The 2,323-nt window shown below is 67.5% G+C and carries 2 protein-coding genes; both read left to right on the forward strand.

All coding sequences use genetic code 11. The features are described from left to right. Positions 1-92 precede the first annotated feature (92 nt). On the forward strand, positions 93-1,655 hold the full coding sequence (locus D7Y11_RS42360; protein ID WP_120580369.1) for an acyl-CoA carboxylase subunit beta: 1,563 nt from the start codon (positions 93-95) through the stop codon (positions 1,653-1,655). A gap of 121 nt (positions 1,656-1,776) precedes the next feature. Further along, the coding region (locus tag D7Y11_RS42365) for a hypothetical protein (RefSeq protein ID WP_199753965.1) at positions 1,777-2,323 on the forward strand (547 nt) is incomplete at its 3' end.

The following is a 2,323-nucleotide window of genomic DNA, read 5'->3' on the forward strand; positions in this document are numbered from 1 at the left end:
GTCCCATGCACACCGGGCCCGGCCGTCCGCCCACCCCTCCAGGAGCAAGGGAAGCGCTGCCAGCGACGTCCAATCGTGTTAGAGCGCCCCCCATGGCCACGACCCCCGAGAACGATCCCTTGCGCGCACGGCTCCAGCAGATGGAGCAGCAGGCCGAGCAGGGCGGCGGCGCCGACCGCATCGCCAAGCAGCACGAGGCCGGCAAGCTCACGGCCCGCGAGCGCATCGACCTGCTGCTCGACCCCGGCTCCTTCAGCGAGCTGGACAAGTTCGTCACCCACCGCAGCAACGACTTCGGCATGGGCGACAAGAAGATTTTGGGCGACGGCGTCGTCACCGGCTACGGCACCGTGGAAGGCCGCCAGGTGTTCGTCTTCGCCCAGGACTTCACCGTCTTCGGCGGCTCGCTGTCCGGCGCCTACGCCCAGAAGATCTGCAAGATCATGGACCTGGCCACCCGCGTGGGCGCGCCCGTCATCGGGCTCAACGACTCCGGCGGCGCGCGCATCCAGGAAGGCGTGGAGAGCCTGGCCGGCTACGCGGACATCTTCCTGCGCAACACGCTGGCGTCCGGCGTCGTCCCCCAGATTTCGCTCATCCTGGGGCCGTGCGCGGGCGGCGCGGTGTACTCGCCCGCCATCACGGACTTCATCATGATGGTGAAGGACACGTCGTACATGTTCATCACCGGCCCGGACGTCATCAAGACGGTGACGCACGAAGAGGTCTCCAAGGAGTCCCTGGGCGGCGCGCTCACGCACAACCAGAAGTCCGGCGTGGCCCACTTCGCCGCGGAGAACGAGCAGGCCGCCATCGCCATGACGCGCGAGCTGCTCTCGTTCCTGCCCTCCAACAACCAGGAGGACCCGCCCTCGCAGCCGTGCGAGGACGACCCGTTCCGCGCCGAGGAGTCGCTCAAGTCCATTGTCCCGGCGAACCCGAACAAGCCCTACGACATCAAGGAGATCATCCGCGCCATCGTCGACTCGAAGCACTTCTTCGAGGTGCAGGAGCACTTCGCGAAGAACATCGTCGTCGGCTTCGCGCGCATGAACGGCAAGAGCGTGGGCATCGTCGCCAACCAGCCCGCGGTGCTCGCCGGCTGCCTGGACATCGACGCCAGCGTGAAGGCCGCGCGCTTCGTGCGCTTCTGCGACTGCTTCAACATCCCCCTGCTCACCCTGGTGGACGTGCCCGGCTTCCTCCCCGGCACCGACCAGGAGTGGGGCGGCATCATCACCCACGGCGCCAAGCTGCTCTACGCGTACGCGGAAGCCACCGTCCCCAAGATCACGCTCATCACCCGCAAGGCCTACGGCGGCGCGTACGACGTCATGGCGTCCAAGCACATCCGCGCGGACATCAACTACGCCTACCCCACCGCTGAAATCGCCGTGATGGGTCCCGAAGGCGCGGTGAACATCATCTTCCGCAACGAGCTGATCAAGGCCCAGGACGCCAACGCCGAGCGCAAGAAGCTCACGGACGACTACCGCGAGAAGTTCGCCAACCCGTTCAAGGCGGCGGAGCTGGGCTACATCGACGAGGTCATCCGTCCGGAGGAGACCCGCGCCAAGGTCATCCGCGCGCTGGAGATGCTCAAGGACAAGCGGCAGGAGAACCCGCCGCGCAAGCACGGCAACATCCCGCTGTAGCAGTAGTCCCGGAACCCGCCCGCAGGCCTCCCGTCGCCTGGGGGGCAGGCGGGCGTCGTCACTTCCGGAAATTCTCAGCTAACGCCGGGGCTTTCACGGGGCCACTCAAGGAGCCCCCCACGTGTCCCAGCAGCGCCGACTCGTTCTCTTCCTCTCCGACGTCGAAGGAAACCTCACCGCTCTGCGTCAGACGCTCAAGGGCGTGTGCGAGGGGCTGGACCTCCCCTGTCCTGAAGTGAAGTGGGTGGAGTCCCGTCCGGAAGCACTGGCTGACAGCGGCTGGCACGTCGCGGAGATCCCCCTCGTCTCCGGCAAGATGTCCGGCAAGGTGTCCTCCCCCGAGGAGCACCTGGACGCGATGACGCAGGCCCTCTCCAAGGACTTCCGCGACCGCTCCATGGGCATGTACGTGGACCGGGAACACAGCTACGCACGCGTCTGCATGGCCGCCCCCAGCCGCCCACCCCGCGCCATGGAGGGCGAGTACCTGGACGTCCTGCGCCAGGCCGCGCGCTGGCTGGACGTGGAGACGACGGGGCTGGCCCGCCTTGATCATGTTGGCGCGGGCGCGGGTCTTCTCGCCCATGGCGTCCATGGCGGCGGCCGGCGGGCCGATGAAGATGATGCCGGCCTTCTCGCAGGCGCGCACGAAGGACGCGTTCTCGGAG

Origin of the sequence: Corallococcus sp. AB018, from assembly GCF_003986945.1 — a bacterium.
Lineage (GTDB): Bacteria > Myxococcota > Myxococcia > Myxococcales > Myxococcaceae > Corallococcus > Corallococcus exiguus.

Coding starts and splice junctions, on each gene's coding strand:
- D7Y11_RS42360 (WP_120580369.1), top strand. CDS start 93: ATGGCCACGACCCCCGAGAACGATCCCTTGCGCGCACGGCTCCAGCAG.